We start from the raw sequence: 15,344 nt of genomic DNA on the forward strand, positions 1-15,344 counted from the left end.
AGCGGCGGCCATTGCCCGATTTGACGCTCTGGAGGCAGTTCAAAGTGGCCAATCCCGGAACCCCGACCTTCGAACAGCTTCGCATCTTTCTGGCAGTGGTCGACGCGGGAAGCTTCGCCGGCGCCGCCCGCAAGCTCAACCGCGCCGTCTCGGTCGTGAGCTATGGCGCCGACAGCCTTGAGGCGCAGCTCGGCCTCGACCTGTTCGAGCGGATGGGCACGCGCAAGCCCAAGCTGACGGCGGCCGGGCGCGTGGTGCTGGCCGAGGCGCGGGCGCTCGCGCAGGGAATCGACGGCTTGCGCGCCAAGGTGAAGGGGCTGCTCGACGGGCTGGAGGGGGGAGGTGGACATCGCGGTCGACGTAATGCTGCCGGCCGACCGGCTGGCCATGGTCCTGCGAGAGTTCGCGGCAATGTTTCCGACCGTGGCGATGCGCCTGCACGTTGAGGCGCTGGGCGCGGTCACGGCCGCCGTGCTGGAGCAGAAGGCATCCATCGGCATTTCAGGCACGCTCGCGGCCGGCGTCGAAGGCGTGGAATGCATCGCGCTGGGATCGGTGGCGATGGTGCCTGTGGCCGCTCCCCATCATCCGCTGGGACGCCTGGAGCGCATCGCGCCGGGCGAGGCATGCAACCATGTCCAGCTCGTGCTGACCGACCGTTCGCACTTCACCGAGGGCGAAGATTTCGCGGTTCTCAGCCTGCGCACCTGGCGGCTGGACCGCTTCGCGGCGCTCGGCGGCGGCGCGGGCAATGAGGCCCGCGTTGTTGCGAAGCAGCTCCGGCGCGATGGACTTGGTCGCGAACGCCATCTGGGACTGGTAGTCGATGAGGACGAGCGCGTGATCCGCCGGGGAAAGAAGCGTCTTGCCAGGGGTCGTGGTTGCAGTGATGCTCATAATCGATCTCCTGCTGAATAAGGGATACGGCGGGCTCCCGATGGGTCAGGCCGCTACCATGATTATTGTTTTACAGCAGGATTTTTCGCGTAAATATTTGTATAATACCTCGATCACAATTCAATAAAATAGAAAAACCGTTTATCGCTGCCGTTAAGCGACATACAGACGGCGGCACCGGACCTCCGATCATCCCGCGGCCTGGTCGAAACCCCAGATCCGGCCTTCGGCCACCTCCACCGAATTACCCGCCGGATCGCGAATATAGACGGAATGTCCGCCCGTCTTTTCCCACACGTGCTCGTGCTCGATCGCGATCCCGAAACTGCGGAAGCGGTCGCGCCAACGGTTCACCTCGGCCACATCCGCGGCGCGGAAGCAGACATGTCCGGACCCGCAGGCGCCGTGCCGCGGGATCGGGTTACCGTCGCCTGCCCGCGCCGATTCAACAGGGTTGAAAACCAGGAGCATCTGCTGGCCGCAACGCAGGAAAACGAACTTGCCGTCGAGCTTCGCCACCACGTCGAGGCCCAGAACATCGCGGTAGAATGCCTCGGCGGCGTCGATGTCCCCGGCGTAGATTGTCGTTTCGAGAATGGCCTTCGGGGATTCCACGGTCGTCTCCCTCGTTTTGCCGCCGCCGCGAGAGAATGGCCCGCTGCCCGGATCGGGAGAACTATAGCCCGGAATCCCGGCATTGTTCATCGGAAGGTATCAATGGCAGGGGAAGTGTCCGCTTTCCGGCGCTTCACCGGCGGGAAAAGCCGTGATACCTGACGCCATCGCCCGACTGGAGAGGGCGCGGAGAAGTCTATGGCAATTCGGCCGATCGTGAAGTTTCCCGACCCGCGTCTGCGTGCCGTCGCCGAGCCGGTGACCGCTTTCGACGCGGACCTGCGCATGCTCGCCGCTGATCTGCTCGACACCATGCGCGCCGCGCCGGGTATCGGCATCACCGCCGCGCATATCGGCATCGGCAGGCGGCTTGTCGTGCTCGAACTGCCGGACGACGGCGTCCGCATCTACGTCAACCCGGAGATCGTCCACGCCTCCTCCGACATGGTCCGCCAGCGGGAGGGCAGCGTCTCCATGCCCGGTGTTTCGGAAGAGGTCGAGCGCCATGCGCGCGTGCGGGTGCACTACCGTGATCTCGATGGCAACGAGCAGAACGAGGAAAGCGACGGCCTGCTCGCCGTCTGCCACCAGCACGAGATCGACCAGCTCGACGGCATCTTCTGGCTTCAGCGGATTTCGCGCTTGAAGCGCGACCGGATCATCAGGCGCCACGAGAAATCGCGGCACGACGGCGCGCCGTGATAGCCCTCGCCCCGTTCGTCCCGAGAAGGTCGCTGCAGCGCCCTCCGCGTCGTCGGGTTGCCGATGGCCGGCGCGGCGCCTGGAGCGGGTTCCGATCAGAATTCGCTCAAAATAAGGAATCGATAATCTGTCCTGTTTCAACGTAAACAGGACAGATTCTAAAGGCTTTTCGCAGGCAAGGGCGTGTCTGCCGTCACCGGGGCTGCGGACTTTTTTCCGCGCCGGCGATGGCGGCCGCGAGGGTTTCCCGCTCCGGACAGCCGGAGGGGCAAAGCAGATCGAGAATCTGCAGGTTGCCCCGCGCCCCTTCGAGATCGCCGGTCGCGATGAAAAGCTCGCCCTGATACTCGATGGCGGGCCGGTGTGTCGGATCGTAGTACAGCGCCTCCTTGTACCAGCGCGCCGACTCCTCATACCGGCCGAGCTTGCGGGTCGCGAACCCCAGCAGGTTGTAGATGTCCGCGTGCCTGACGGTGGCGGAAAGCTCCGTAAGGCCTTTCACCGCCGCCTCATACTCGCCCGAATAGATCTGGGCGCGGATGGCGGAGAGATCGGGCAGGTCCGAGGACGGCGGCGTATCCACGGCTGCCGCCGGCACGGCCAGAAGCGCGGGCACGGCCGTTAGCGCAGGCGCTGCCAGCAGGACGAGAAGAACCGCAAGGCGCTTCATGCCACCTCCAGCTCGTATTCGCCCATCAGCGACAGCACGCGCTGCTTCAGGCTCGCGAAAGCGGGGCTCGTGCGAACGCGCGGCGTGGGCAGGTCGACCGCCACCTCGCCCACGATGCGACCGGGACCGGAATTCATCACCACGACACGGTCGGAGAGGTAGAGCGCCTCGTCTACGTCGTGCGTCACCAGGATCATCGTGACGCCTTCCGCCTTCCATATCCGCAGCAGTTCCTCCTGCAGCCTGAGCCGGGTCAGCGCGTCCAGCGCGCCGAGCGGCTCGTCGAGAAGCAGGATGCGCGGGCGCACGGCCAGCCCGCGGGCGATGGCACCCCGCTGCGCCATGCCGCCCGAAAGCTGATGGGGAAAGACGGTCTCGAACCCCTGCAGCCCGACGAGAGCGATATGCTGCGCCACCGTGCGCCGCTTCTCGGCCGCCGGGAGCGGCGCGTTCTCCAGCGCCAGCGACACGTTCTGCTCCAGCGTCAGCCAGGGCAGCAGCCGGTGGTCCTGAAAAACGATGCCGCGGTCGAGGCTGGTGCCGGCGATGCGCGTGCCGTCGAGAAGGATGTCGCCTTCGTATCCTGTATCGAGGCCCAGGATCAGCCGCAGGATTGTGGACTTTCCGCAACCGGAGGGACCGACGATCGAGATGAACTCGCCCGGGCCCACGTGCAGGTTGATATCGGAGAGCACCTTCAGTGGCCGGCCGTCCACCTCATAGTTTTTCGACACCTTCCGGATGTCGAGACTGCCGCGTTGGGTCATTGTCGTTCTCCGAAAAATCAGCCGTCGAAACCCTGCTTCCAGCGCAGGACGCGCCGCTGCAGCGCATACATGGTGCGGTCGATGGCGAAGCCCACGAAGCCGATGATCACCATGCAGACGACAAGCTGGTCGGTAAGCAGCAGGCCCTGCGCGCGGAAGATCAGGAAGCCGATGCCCTCAAGCCCCGAAAGGCCTTCCGCCACCACCACGAGCGCCCAGGCGAGCCCGGCCGAGTAGCGCAGCGACACCATGATCGACGGCACGGCGGAAGGCACGAGCACGCGCCGCACGAGCTGCCAGCGGGTGAGCGTCAGCACCTCGCCCAGTTCCACATAGCGTTTCTCGACATTGCGGATGCCCGACAGCGTGTTGAGAAACACGGGGAAGAAAACCGACTTCGCGATGACGAGGATTTTCGCGGGGGCGCCGATACCGAGCCACAACACGATCAGCGGCAGCCAGGCGATACCGGGGATATGGCGGATGGTGTCGAAGGTGGGGCCGAAGAACTGCTCCACCTTGCGGGACAACCCGGCCGCGATGCCGAGCCCCACCGCCGCGAGCGAGCCGTAGACAAAGGCCTGCGCCACGATGGAGATGGAGCTGAGGAAGTCCAGATGCAGGTTCTGCTTCGTCAGCATCTTCCAGAACGCCCCCGCCGTCGCCAGCGGCGAAGGCAGGAAGACGGGCTGGATCCACTGGAGCGACGTCGCGGTCTGCCAGAGCGCCAGGAGGCCGAGCGGCAGGATCAGGCCGATGCCGTTGAAACTCCGCCGCCACGACAGGCCGGAAAGGAAGGACGCGCCGGGCCGCAATGCGCGCTGTGACGCGCTGCCGGCCGCGCCTCTCCTTTCGAGATCGAGTGTTGATGTCATACCGGATTCCTCGGTCGGGTGGCGCGCGACGCCGCACGCCACCGCCTGACCAGCGTGCGCGGGGATCAGTTGTAGACGGAGTATTCCCCGCCGGCGAAGAAGCGGGCGTCGACGAAGTCGTCGATCTGGGCCGCCGTCAGTTGCCTCTCGGTCAGGATGTCGTCGCCATTCTCAACGTACCACGCCTGAAACCTCTTGATGTTCTCACGGGCGCTGGTCGCGTTCGTCTCGCCCTTCATGAACTCGTAGGTCGAGGGATCGGTGATCTGGAACTTCGCGATCTCGACCGGCACGCGCGTGCCTTCGGCGATGATCTGCGATGCCTCGTCGATGTTCTCGGAAATCCACTTCTTGGCGCGTTCATGCGCCGTGAGGAAGGCCTTCACCGCCTCGGGATACTCGTCCACGAACTCGCGCATCGCGAAGTAGGACACGCGGCCGGCGCCGTTCACATAGACGCCGTCGTCCGGGGAGCGGCCGACCACCTTCACTTCGCCCGACAGCCAGAGCGCCGCGGCGTTGTTGGTTGCCAGATGCGCTGCGGTGGCGTCGATGGCGCCGGACAGCAGCGCCGCGTTGGTTGCCGCCGTGTTGTCGATCGACTGGTAACGCACCTTGCCCTGCTTCAGCCGGCTGTCGAGCGGCACGCCCGCCTTGTTGAGCGCCTCGAAGGGAGACGTGAAGTAGCAGGATATGCGGGAAGAAGCGAATTTCTTGCCTTCCAGATCCTTGAGTTCGTTCACCTCGTTATTGCTGGCGCGCGCGAGGATGGGGGTGCGGTACTTGTCCGACGGCTCGGAGAGCCACACGATCACGGCGTCGAGACCGTTGGCGCGATGCACGGTCGCCGGATAGACCATGCGCTGGGCGATGGCGATCGCGCCCTTGTTCAGCGCGGCCGATTCCGCACCGACAAGCTCGGCGGTGCCGGAGGCGATGAGATTCACCTGCGGAATGCCGACCTTGTCGAACTCTTCCTTCAGGATGCCCCTCTCCTGCGCAACCACCGTCCAGGGGCGGAGCTGGAGATTGATGAAGGGCAGAGGCTCCTTCGCCTCGGCGACAACGGGCGCGGCAACAGCGGCTGCGAGAAGGGCGGCGGACGCCCAGCGAAAGAAGGCGTGGGACATGGCAGATCTCCGTTCCAGGTTTTTGATCTACTAATTTGATAGACTTTATCTGCATGGCATGTCAATATTCATATTGTGCGGATGGCGACTGCCATTCCGCACGGACCGCCTTCCGGGAAACATCCCGACCGACAGCCGCTCCCGGACGGATTTACCGCGCCGGCCACGCACGCTGACGGTCGGCATTACCTGTGTTCTGACGATGCGCCTTTGCCTGCTGCTTTCTTCCATTGTTTCCTGCGCCGCGCTTCAGGCGTCGGCGGCGCCACCCTCCGTCGCGGCGGACGGAGCGCTGCGCGTCGGCGTCTCCTACATTCCAGCCGCCGACGCATCGACCGCGGCGCGGCTCTACACCGAGGAAGGCTTCGAGGCCTCCCTCGCCAGGCAGCTCGGCCGGCTCACGGGCCGCCCGGTGAGGCTCGTCGCCCTTCCGGATGCGGAAAGGGAAAAGGCGCTGAACGGCGGCGATGTCGACGCCATTCTCGCACGGGTAGATGCCGGCGATGCGATTCGCGAGCGGGTGGATGTCCTCCCCACCGCCTATGAGTCCGGGCTCAGCGTCGCCATGCGGTCGGATACGCAGGTGCGTGCGTGGCCCGATCTCGCTGGCAAGACCGTCTGCGTCACGCAGGCAAACGCCGCCGGCCAGCAATACCTGCACGCGATCGGCGCGAGACTGAAGGTCGAACGCGCCCCCGCCCAAACGCTCGCCGACGTGCGCACCGGCGCCTGCGACGCCGCGATCCACGACGCGGCGCTGCTCAGCCGGCTGTTCGAGGCCGACAACTGGCGGAAATTCTCCGCCACCCTCCCCGCCGTCCTGCCGAGCGAGCTTGTGCTGCTGCTTCCGAAAAAATCGAACGCCGGGCTCACAGCGCTGCGCGACGCCTTCGGCAAGATCACCGACTCCGCCTCATGGGCCGAGCGGCGGCAGCGGTGGGCCACCAATGTCGCGCTCGAAGTCTATCTCGATCAGGACGCACCCGACTGCCACTGATCGCCCGTACCGGAACGATGCCATGCCGAAGCTATCCCCAATTCCTGCGTTTGTCCGCATCGCGTTCGCCTGCCTGATCGTGGCGGCAGCCGTGAACTTCAGGGCCTATGCCGTGGAGCCCATAGGCGGAGCATTCTCGCTGACGGCACATACCGGCAAGCGGATTTCGGACAAGGATCTGCTCGGCCGGCCATATGCCGTGTTCTTCGGCTTCACCCATTGCCCGGACATCTGCCCGACGGCCCTTTTCGACCTGTCCCGCATACTGGAAGAGCTGGGGCCGGACGGCGACCGGATCACGCCGCTGTTCGTCACGGTCGATCCGGCGCGCGATACGCTTGAGGTGCTCGGGGATTACGTGAGTTCGTTCGACCCGCGCATCGTCGCCCTGCGCGGCTCCGACGAGGAGACCGCCGCCGTGGCGCGCGCCTTCCGGGCAACCTACCGCAAGGTAGAACTCGGCGACGGCGAATATAATGTCGACCATACGGCTGTCGTCTATCTGATGGATCGCAACGGCCATTTCTTCGACACCGTCGACTACCGCACGCCTCTCGATCAGCAGACTGCGAGGTTTCGCGCTGTCATCGGCGCGCGCTGACAGCCCGCCGGCATGCTGCGCGGCGCCCGCTATCTGTTTGTCGCCGCCCTGCTGGGACTGGTGCCGGCACGCGGTTCTTCGGATGGCGCACTGCGCGCGGCCTACTCCGGACCCGTGAGCGAATGGCCGGCCGCGACGCTCGATAACGGCGTGAACTTCGTCGAATTCGCTCCCCTGCCGGTCACCACGGCGGCGGAAGGGGCAGCCCGCAAGGCGATGCTCGGCGCGCGACTGTTCGCCGATCCCGCCCTTTCCGTGAACGGTTCCCTGTCATGCGCGTCCTGCCACGATCCGGCCGCCGGCTTCACGATCCGCTCGGCCCATGCCCTCGGGCACGACGGCACGCCGGGCCTGCGCAATCCGACCGCGCTTCTTGACACGCCCGCGCGCTCCGCCTTCGGTTGGGACGGCGCGCCGGTCAGCCTTCACGAACGGCTGCTGATGCCGCTGACCGACAGGTCGGAGATGGGTAACGCCGGTCTCGGGGATGTCCTGGCCCGCATAAAGGAGTCGCCCGGCTATGGGGCATCGTTCGGGGAGGCGTTCGGCACAAGCGGGATCGACGCCCCGCGCCTCGCGGAAGCTCTCGCGGCTTATCTCGTGGCGCAACCGCGCGAGAACCGGTTTGACCGCTTCCTGGCCGGCGACCACAACGCGCTATCGGACCGCGAGATCGAGGGACTTCATCTGTTCCGAACCAAGGCCGGCTGCGCGAACTGCCATTTCGGACCGCGCCTCACCGACGACGGTTTTCACAACCTCCGCCTCTCGTCGTTTCGCGAGCCGCGCGAAGATCTCGGTCGATACCGGGTGACGAGCCGGCCGGAGGACATCGGCCGATTCCAGACGCCGAGCCTGCGCAGCGTCGCGGACACCGCGCCGTATATGCATCACGGCCACGTCCGCAGCCTGGAAGGTGTCGTCAACTTCTACGCGCGCGGCGGCGGCGAGGTATGGGCGCGGAATGCCCGCGAGGCGGCGGATCCGATGTATCCCCATGCGGCGGCGTTGTCACCGCACATACGGCCGCTCGACCTCGGCGCGGAGGAGAAGGCCGCGCTGGTCGCGTTCCTGAAAACGCTCTGATCCGGGGGAACATGCCCCGGATCAGTTCAATGATGGTCCAGACGGCTCATGATCTCCGGCGCCGGGCGGGTTCTTCCCTCCTTCGTCCAGCCGATCGATCGCCGGTAGCTGCCGAACGCGCCCTGTTCCTCAAGCGCGGCTGCGGTCACGCCCGTCACGCCGTCCGCCTTCTGCGCCACATAGAGCGCGTCTTCCGGGCAGTAGGCCTCGCACATGAAGCACGTCTGGCAGTCGTCCTGACGGGCGATGAGCGGAATGCCGCCCTTCACCGCGTCGAAGACATTGGTCGGGCAGATGTTGACACAGATGTTGCAGCTGGTGCAGCGATCCTCGCTGATGACCTCGATCATGCTGCCAGCACCTCCTGCTCCGGCGCGGACGCGCGTTCGCGACCGATCCAGACCTCGTCGAGGCCTCCGGCGATCGTGTGGTGAAGCTGCGCATCGTCCTTCTCCGGGAAGTCCTCGCGCTTGTGCATGCCGCGCGACTCCGTCCGTGACAGGGCGCTGCGGTACATCCAGCGGGAGGTGGCGAGCATGGCGACGCCCTCGCGGGTGCGCTGCGCCTCGTCCAGCGAAGCGGCCTGCGCGGTGTGGATGCCGGACCACAGGGCATCCAGACGGCCAAGCGAATCCGCAAGCCGCTCGCCCGAGCGCTGATAGTTGCGCTCATAAGGGGTCACTTCGGCCTGCACGGCGCTGACGAGCGCGCGGGCGTCGATGGCGCGGCCCGTTCCGTCGGCGACGCCGGCGCCGCCCGCCCGCAGATAGCGGCGAGAACGGCCGCGATAATCCCGCCCGTGCCCGGCAGCCGAACTCCCGGCCCAGAAGCCGGAGGACATGGCCCAGGCAGCGTTATGGCTGCCGCCGCCGGTGAAGGCGCCGCAGATCAGCTCCCGCGTCGCCGCGTCGCCGGCGGCGTAAAGTCCCGGCACCGTAGTGGCGCAGCCGTTGTCGACAATCCGCAGGCCGCCGGTGCCGCGCACCGTGCCTTCCAGAAGCAGGGTTATCGGGAAGCGCTCGCTGAACGGATCGATGCCCGCGCGGTCGAGCGGCAGGAAGAAGTTCGGCTGCGAGTGGCGCATTGCCTGCTCGGTTTCGGCGTCCGCCTTGTCAAGCCGGGCGAACACCCGCCGGGTGGCCAGCGCGCGGGCAATTGCGGAGCGCCCGCCCTTCGACGCCGCGCCCGGCACGGGACTGCCGTCCTCGAACGTGAAGCTCGCCCACTCGTAGAAGCGCGTCTTGGTGACCGAGCCGCCCTCCAGCGCCATCGCATAGGCGCTGGAAAACTCCATGCCCGACAGCTCCGCGCCAAGCTCGGCCGCCAGCAGCAGGCCGTCGCCCGTCAGCACGTTGCAGCCCAGCGCCCTGCTCAGAAAGGCGCAGCCGCCCGTGGCGATGACCACCGCGCCCGCCCGCACGAGCCACGTATCGCCCTTCTGGCGGCGCACGCCGGCGGCGCCGGCCACCGCGCCGGTTTCATCGCGCAGAAGCTCCGTTGCCGGACTCTGGTCGAGGATTTTGACGCCGGCGGCCTTGGTGCGCTTGCGCATCAACCGCATGTAATCCGGCCCGTTCAGGCTGACGCGGATGGGACGCCCCTCGCCGTCGTTCGGGAAGGGATAGCCCCATTCGGCGAGGTGATTGACGTTCCTGTACGTCTGGTCGAGCGTGCGGCGCATCCAGGCCGGATCGGCGAGCCGCCCGCCGAGATCCCAGCGGCTGTTCATGGCCTTGCCGCGGCGGGCGGGATCCGGCGGCACGTACCACACGCCCGTGCCGGAAGGCGCCGTCGCGCCGGAGGAGCCGCAGAAGCCCTTGTCGACCAGCACGACCCGCGCGCCCTTGCCAGCGGCGGCGATCGCCGCCCAGGTTCCCGCCGGCCCGCCGCCGATGACGAGCACATCGGCGTCGAGTTCGAGCGAGGCCGACGGCTCCGCGATGTTCGCGATGGTGGATGAGATCGTCATGGTTCCGTGTCTCCCAGGGCCGGTTTCCGAATGCCTGACTCGCTGCAATAAATATATTAATTCTATAAATTGAATAGTTAAATTAGTCGGCGCAAGCGTCAAGCAAAAAAATTTGCCGGCCCCCCTTACCGGTGCGGCGGCCACGCCCGCGGGCCGTGAAAACCGCTTGCCCGATTAATCATAAACATTATAGACATAGTCGTATTATGGATTATGCGGGCGCCCGCGACCGCCCTGCAACAGCGGAGCATCATCCGGTTCTGTCGGGCTGGATGATGCTCCGGCCCGGAAAGGAACGGAGATGACAACGCCCCAGCGGCAGCTCAACCTCAACATCGGCATCAACACCACGGGCTACGGCGGCCGCGCATGGAAGGTGCGCAGCGGCAGCGCCGCCGACATCACCGATCCGGCCTACTACCTCCGGTTGGCGCAGCTCGCGCATCGCGGGCGGTTCGATGCGCTGTTCCTCTCCGACCATCCGGCCCTGATGCGCGACTCCGGGCAGCGACCGCTGCACACGCTCGATCCGCTGATCCTGCTGACATTCCTCGCCGGGCAGGTGCCGGACATCGGGCTCGTGGCGACGATCTCGACAACGTACAACTCACCCTACAACCTCGCGCGGCGGGCGCAGAGCATCGACGTGCTGACCGGCGGGCGGCTCGTGGTCAATCTGGTTTCCTCGTTCAATCCGGCAGTCGCGGCCAATTTCGGCAATGAGCCGCTGCCGCCGCGCGAGGTGCGCTACGCCCGCGCCATCGAGTTCGTCGACGTGGCCAAGCAGCTCTGGTCGAGCTGGGACCCGGCGGAATCGGGCGAGGTGCCGCCCGACCATTTCTGGGATGCGTCGGCCGCGCACGAGATCGCGCATGAAGGCCGTTTCTTCTCGGTGCGGGGCCCGCTCAACGTGCCGTGGGGGCCGCAGGGCCATCCGGTGCTAGCGCAGGCGGGCGCCTCCGACCGGGGAATCGACTTCGCCGCGCTGCATGGCGAGATCATCTACGCCAATGTTCTCTCCCGCCCTGCCGGCCGCGCCTTCGGCGAGAGGCTGCGCAACCGGGCGCGCGCCCTCGGCCGCGATCCCGCCGGCATCCGCATCGTGCCCGGCGTGGTGCCGGTGGTGGCCGAAAGCCGCGAAGCGGCGTTGCGCAAGCACGAAATCCTGAGCGGCACGGGCTCCGAAGACGGTCTCCTGCGCCGCTTCGCCATCGAGTCGGGCCTCGACCTCGCGACCTTCGACCCCGATGCGCCGCTCGACCCCGCGCGTTTCGTGCCGGACCAGAACCGGCAATGGGCGGTGGGAATGGCGCTCGGCCTGTCCGAACTCCTGACCCATGAAACGCTGACCCCCCGGCAGGCCGTGCGCCGCTCCGAGGGGCATCATCGTCTGGTGCTCGGCACGCCCGAGGACGTGGCCGATCAGCTCATCGACCTCTGGCAGGACGGCACGGTCGACGGCTATACGGTGCAGCCGCTTGTGGCGCCCGACGACATCTCCCTTTTCGTGGACAAGGTCATTCCGGTGCTGCAGGACCGCGGCGTGTTCCGGCGCGAATATGCGGGCGACACGGTGCGGGAGCGCTACGGCCTGCCCTTCCCCGCCAGGAGCCCCGCCCGCGTGGCGCAACCGCATGAAAAGGCCTCCTGACCCGACACGGAAGGGTGCCGCGCAAACCGGTGCCGCGACCGCTGTTCGCGGCACCGATGGCGGTGTAATATGGGGCACGCCGTTCGCGACGACGGCGACAAAAAAGGAGCCAAGGCCATCATGCCATCAGGTTCTGACCTGCCCTACAGCGGAACGCCCCCCTCCACGCCGGCAGCGCTTTCGCCGGAACTTCTTTACCGCCGCGCCGATTTGTCCGGCCTCATCTTCACGTCGACGGCGGACGTGCCGCCGCTCGACGGCATCGCCGGGCAGGACCGCGCCGTGGACGCCGTCCGCTTCGCCGCCAAGATCGCGAAGCCCGGTTTCAACCTGTTCGTCATCGGGCGGGCGGAGGCCGACATGCGCCGGACCGTTCGCTCGATGCTGGAGCCGCTGGCGGCGACGGACGAGCCGCCGCCGGACCAGGTCTACGTGAACAATTTCGCCGATCCGCAGCGCCCCATCGCGCTCGCCCTCCCCGCCGGACGGGCGCCCCAGTTCAGCAAGGCCATGCGCGCCCTGATCGACGATCTCGGCGCCGCCCTGCCGGCCGCTTTTTCGAGCGAAGAGTACCAGACCCGCCGCGGCGCCATCGAGGAAGTGTTTCAGAAGAAGCAGGCGGACGCATTCACCGCGCTACACGGCAAGGCAAGGGAGAAACAACTCGTCCTGCTGCGCACGCCGATGGGTTTCACCCTCGCGCCGGCCCGCGACGGGCAGGTGGTGCCGCCTGAAGAGTTCCGCAACTGGGACAAGGACAAGCAACAGAAGGTGCAGGAGGACATCCTCCCGCTCGAAAAGGAGCTGGAGCGCATCATGCGCCATGTTCCCGCGTGGGAGAAGGAGCGCCGCGACGACGTCCGCAAGCTCGACCGCGACATGGCAACGCTCGCCATCGGCCAGTCGATAGACGAGGCCAAGGCGGACTTTGCCGACCTTCCGGCGGTGATCGCGCAGTTCGAGGCGGTGCGCAGCGACCTCATCGAGAACGTCGCCATGTTCGTGATGAAGGGCGAAGGCGGCGAGCCGATCGTCGTCGACTCCGGCACCGGCGGGCCGTTCGACCGTTACCTCGTCAACGTGCTGGTGACGCGCGAGCCCGACGCACGTGGCCTGCCGATCATCGAGGAACTGCACCCCACGCTCGGCAACCTGGTCGGCCGCGTGGAATACCTTTCCCGGCAAGGGGCGCTCGTCACCAACTTCCGGCTCATCAAGGCGGGGGCGCTCCACCGCGCCAACGGCGGCTACCTGCTCCTCGACGCGCGCAGCCTGCTGACCGAGCCGTTCAGCTGGGCGGCGCTGAAGCGTGCGCTCGGACAGGGCAAGGTGACGATCGAGGATGCCGGCCGCGTCCTCGGCCTCACCAGCACCGTCACGCTGGAGCCGGCCCCGATCGCGCTCGATCTCAAGGTCATCTTGTTCGGCGAGCGGATGCTCTACTATCTGCTCGTGAGCATCGACCCGGAACTGAGCGAGCATTTCAAGGTGCTGGCCGATTTCGAGGACGACATCACCCGCACGCCCGACAGCGAGGCGGCGCTTGCCCGGCTCGTCGCCTCCGTCGCCGGACGCGAGGGCCTGCGCCCCATCGCGCGCGACGGCGTCGCCCTCTTGGTCGAGCATGCGGCGCGGCTCGCCGACGACGCGGGCAAGCTCACGCTCCTCGTCGATCTCATCCGCGACGTCGCCATGGAGGCGGACTTCTGGGCCGGCGAGGCGGGCGAAGGCGTCATCTCGGCCGAGCATGTCGCCCGGGCGCTCGACAAGCGCGAGTGGCGGGCGTCGCGCCTGCGCGATCGCTCGAAGGAGTCGATCCTCAAGGACATCGCCCTCATCCGCACCGAAGGGAAGACGACCGGGCAGATCAACGGGCTCAGCGTGATCGAACTCGGCGGCTTCCGCTTCGGCAGGCCGACGCGCATCACCTGCCGCGTGCGGCCGGGCGGCGGCCAGGTGGTCGACATCGAGCGGGAAGCGAAGCTCGGCGGGCCGATCCACTCCAAGGGGGTGCTGATCCTTGCCGGCTTTCTCGCCGGCCGCTATGCGCTCGATGCGCCGATGTCGCTCTACGCGAGCCTCGTCTTCGAGCAGTCCTACGGCGGAGTGGAAGGCGACAGCGCGTCCTCGGCGGAGCTTTACACGCTGCTCTCGGCACTGGCCGACGCGCCGCTGCGGCAGGACATCGCCGTGACGGGCTCCGTCAACCAGCACGGCGAGGTGCAGGCCATCGGCGGCGTCAACGAGAAGATCGAGGGCTTTTTCGACGTCTGCAACGCGCGCCGGCTGACGGGACGGCAGGGCGTCGCGATCCCGCGATCCAACGTCCAGCACCTGATGCTGCGCAAGGATATCGTCGACGCCTGCGCCGCGGGCCGGTTCTCCATCTACCCCGTCGCGTCCATCGACGAGGGTCTTCAACTGCTGACCGGGCTTCCGGCGGGAGAGCGCGGGGAGGACGGTCGCTATCCGGCGGACACGCTCAACGGGCGCGTCGAACAGCGGCTGCATGATTACGCGAAAACGCTCCAGCGTTTCGGCAAGGCGAACCCCGCCGCGCAGGAAGGCTCCGGAACGGCGGAGGATGCCTCATGAGCGACCGGCGCTACAGACGCATCGTCATCCATCTGCGCGGCGGCGCGTTCCACACGGAGGCAGTGCGGCTCGCGGGCGACCTCGCCCGCCTGATGGGCATCGACCTGCTCGGCCGCTTCGTCCGCGACGAGAACGTCGCCAGGCTCGCCGGGCTGCCCGCCGTTCGCGAGTTCCGGCTGCCGGAGCGGGAATGGCACACGATCGAGGACGCCTCCGCCACCATGGAACTCGCCGCAGCGGCCTCGCGCCGCCTGTTCGCGCAGGTGGCGGGCGCCTGCTCCGCCCGCTATCTCTTCGAAACGGCCCCCGCCCTGAACGGCATGCCTGAGGCGGAGGACATCGTCGTCGTGCCCCCGCGCGGCGCCGGCGAACCCGCCCCCACGCGCACGGAGGCCGAACCGAAGGGGGCAGCCGGAATGCTCTTCGTGCCTTACCGGATCGCGCGGCGGCAGGGTCCGGTTGTCGCCTTCACGGCGGGAAGCGACGAGCCGGCGCTCGCCACGGCCGCCGCCATCGCGGCCTCCGCCGGCGAGCGCCTGCTGCACCTGAGACTGCCGGAAACGCCCGGCATCCCGGTAGCACCCGGACCGGGCTTCCCGACGCCGAGACTCGCCGTCTTCGGCCGGATGCCCGCCGACACGGACCTGCCGGCAGCGATGCTGCGGCGGGGGATTCCCGTGCTGATCCTGCGGGAGGACAGGCCCGCCGAACCGGCAGAGCCGCCGCGGCGGCCGGAAAACCATGGATGACCGCCCCGCCTGACGGCATTGGCGGATCAAGGCGCGCGCC

At 67.2% G+C, this 15,344-nt stretch carries 15 protein-coding genes and 2 pseudogenes; 9 read left to right on the forward strand and 8 right to left on the reverse strand.

Annotation, left to right across the window (positions count from 1 at the left end; genetic code table 11):
- The first annotated feature begins 44 nt into the window (after positions 1-44).
- Together FHS82_RS21225 and FHS82_RS21230 are read left to right on the forward strand one after the other, a co-directional pair.
- Positions 45-446 (forward strand): LysR family transcriptional regulator, encoded by a 402-nt coding sequence (locus tag FHS82_RS21225; protein WP_343042612.1) that lies wholly within the window; start codon positions 45-47, stop codon positions 444-446.
- Positions 388-609, forward strand: a pseudogene (locus FHS82_RS21230) (LysR substrate-binding domain-containing protein); the annotation flags it as partial. The gene FHS82_RS21225 and the pseudogene FHS82_RS21230, both read left to right, overlap by 59 nt.
- Before the next feature lie 126 nt (positions 610-735).
- On the opposite strand, the pseudogene FHS82_RS21235 reads toward FHS82_RS21230, so the two are convergent.
- Both FHS82_RS21235 and FHS82_RS17575 read right to left on the reverse strand, forming a co-directional pair.
- Positions 736-891: pseudogene (locus tag FHS82_RS21235) on the reverse strand (hydrolase); the annotation flags it as partial.
- Between the two features lie 195 nt (positions 892-1,086).
- Positions 1,087-1,512 (reverse strand): VOC family protein, encoded by a 426-nt coding sequence (locus FHS82_RS17575; RefSeq protein WP_166955315.1) that lies wholly within the window; start codon positions 1,510-1,512, stop codon positions 1,087-1,089.
- Positions 1,513-1,710: 198 nt separating this feature from the next.
- Here FHS82_RS17575 and FHS82_RS17580 point away from each other — a divergent pair, with 198 nt between their 5' ends.
- Positions 1,711-2,214, forward strand: coding sequence for a peptide deformylase (locus FHS82_RS17580; RefSeq protein WP_166955317.1), 504 nt, complete (start codon positions 1,711-1,713; stop codon positions 2,212-2,214).
- 193 nt (positions 2,215-2,407) lie between these two features.
- On the opposite strand, the gene FHS82_RS17585 is transcribed toward FHS82_RS17580, so the two are convergent.
- From FHS82_RS17585 to FHS82_RS17600, 4 genes are all read right to left on the reverse strand, one after another.
- The gene (locus FHS82_RS17585) at positions 2,408-2,884 is read right to left on the reverse strand and encodes a tetratricopeptide repeat protein (protein ID WP_246225415.1); all 477 of its coding nucleotides are present in this window, start codon (positions 2,882-2,884) and stop codon (positions 2,408-2,410) included.
- On the reverse strand, positions 2,881-3,651 hold the full coding sequence (locus FHS82_RS17590; RefSeq protein WP_166955319.1) for an ABC transporter ATP-binding protein: 771 nt from the start codon (positions 3,649-3,651) through the stop codon (positions 2,881-2,883). The genes FHS82_RS17585 and FHS82_RS17590 overlap by 4 nt, the downstream gene beginning before the upstream one ends.
- Before the next feature lie 17 nt (positions 3,652-3,668).
- Entirely contained in the window at positions 3,669-4,526 is an 858-nt protein-coding gene (locus FHS82_RS17595) for an ABC transporter permease (protein ID WP_166955321.1), read from the reverse strand.
- Positions 4,527-4,591: 65 nt separating this feature from the next.
- Positions 4,592-5,656, reverse strand: a complete 1,065-nt coding sequence (locus FHS82_RS17600) for an ABC transporter substrate-binding protein (RefSeq protein ID WP_166955323.1) — start codon at positions 5,654-5,656, stop codon at positions 4,592-4,594.
- A 202-nt stretch (positions 5,657-5,858) separates the two neighbouring features.
- Here FHS82_RS17600 and FHS82_RS17605 point away from each other — a divergent pair, with 202 nt between their 5' ends.
- From FHS82_RS17605 to FHS82_RS17615, 3 genes are read left to right on the forward strand one after another with little or no spacing between them, the layout of a single operon-like run.
- Entirely contained in the window at positions 5,859-6,653 is a 795-nt protein-coding gene (locus tag FHS82_RS17605) for a substrate-binding periplasmic protein (protein WP_166955325.1), read from the forward strand.
- 22 nt (positions 6,654-6,675) lie between these two features.
- A complete protein-coding gene (locus FHS82_RS17610; protein ID WP_166955327.1) occupies positions 6,676-7,254 on the forward strand; it encodes an SCO family protein in 579 nt (192 codons plus the stop codon).
- A gap of 12 nt (positions 7,255-7,266) precedes the next feature.
- A complete protein-coding gene (locus FHS82_RS17615) occupies positions 7,267-8,340 on the forward strand; it encodes a cytochrome-c peroxidase (protein ID WP_166955329.1) in 1,074 nt (357 codons plus the stop codon).
- A gap of 26 nt (positions 8,341-8,366) precedes the next feature.
- Here FHS82_RS17615 and FHS82_RS17620 read toward each other — a convergent pair whose 3' ends face one another.
- Both FHS82_RS17620 and FHS82_RS17625 read right to left on the reverse strand, forming a co-directional pair.
- Positions 8,367-8,690 carry a 4Fe-4S dicluster domain-containing protein gene (locus FHS82_RS17620; RefSeq protein WP_166955331.1) on the reverse strand — a complete coding sequence of 108 codons (324 nt, stop codon included), beginning with the start codon at positions 8,688-8,690 and terminating at the stop codon, positions 8,367-8,369.
- Positions 8,687-10,309, reverse strand: coding sequence for an FAD-dependent oxidoreductase (locus FHS82_RS17625; RefSeq protein ID WP_208394316.1), 1,623 nt, complete (start codon positions 10,307-10,309; stop codon positions 8,687-8,689). Before FHS82_RS17625 ends, FHS82_RS17620 begins: the two co-directional genes overlap by 4 nt.
- Positions 10,310-10,610: 301 nt before the next feature.
- Here FHS82_RS17625 and FHS82_RS17630 point away from each other — a divergent pair, with 301 nt between their 5' ends.
- The 3 genes from FHS82_RS17630 to FHS82_RS17640 all read left to right on the forward strand — a co-directional run bounded on the left by FHS82_RS17630 (position 10,611) and on the right by FHS82_RS17640 (position 15,304).
- Positions 10,611-11,960: an NtaA/DmoA family FMN-dependent monooxygenase gene (locus FHS82_RS17630; protein ID WP_166955333.1), complete on the forward strand. Its 1,350-nt coding sequence runs from the start codon at positions 10,611-10,613 to the stop codon at positions 11,958-11,960.
- Between the two features lie 120 nt (positions 11,961-12,080).
- Positions 12,081-14,555 (forward strand): Lon protease family protein, encoded by a 2,475-nt coding sequence (locus tag FHS82_RS17635; protein ID WP_166955335.1) that lies wholly within the window; start codon positions 12,081-12,083, stop codon positions 14,553-14,555.
- Positions 14,552-15,304, forward strand: a complete 753-nt coding sequence (locus FHS82_RS17640; protein WP_166955337.1) for a hypothetical protein — start codon at positions 14,552-14,554, stop codon at positions 15,302-15,304. The genes FHS82_RS17635 and FHS82_RS17640 overlap by 4 nt, the downstream gene beginning before the upstream one ends.
- The last annotated feature ends 40 nt before the right edge of the window (positions 15,305-15,344 follow it).

Origin of the sequence: Pseudochelatococcus lubricantis, assembly GCF_011762225.1 — a bacterium.
In the GTDB taxonomy this organism is placed as follows: Bacteria; Pseudomonadota; Alphaproteobacteria; order Rhizobiales; family Beijerinckiaceae; genus Pseudochelatococcus; species Pseudochelatococcus lubricantis.